The 240-nt window shown below is 61.7% G+C and carries 1 protein-coding gene; it reads left to right on the forward strand.

What is annotated here, in order from left to right:
* A partial coding sequence (locus SB751_RS34765) for an enolase C-terminal domain-like protein (protein WP_410749585.1) occupies positions 1-240 on the forward strand: 240 nt, incomplete at both ends.

The raw sequence follows: 240 nt of genomic DNA on the forward strand, positions 1-240 counted from the left end.
GACAACGACCTGATGCTCGAGTGCTACATGGGCTGGAATCTCGAGTACGCGAAGCGCATCCTGCCGAAGCTAGAGAAGTATCAGCCGCGCTGGCTCGAGGAACCGGTGATCGCCGACGACATCGACGGCTACGCGGAACTGAACCAGCTCACGCGCATTCCGATCTCCGGCGGCGAGCACGAGTTCTCGCTGTACGGCTTCAAGCAGCTGCTGGACCGCAAGGCCGTGTCTGTCGTGCAG

This window comes from Cupriavidus sp. SIMBA_020 (assembly GCF_046535395.1).
Taxonomy (GTDB): domain Bacteria; phylum Pseudomonadota; class Gammaproteobacteria; order Burkholderiales; family Burkholderiaceae; genus Cupriavidus; species Cupriavidus campinensis.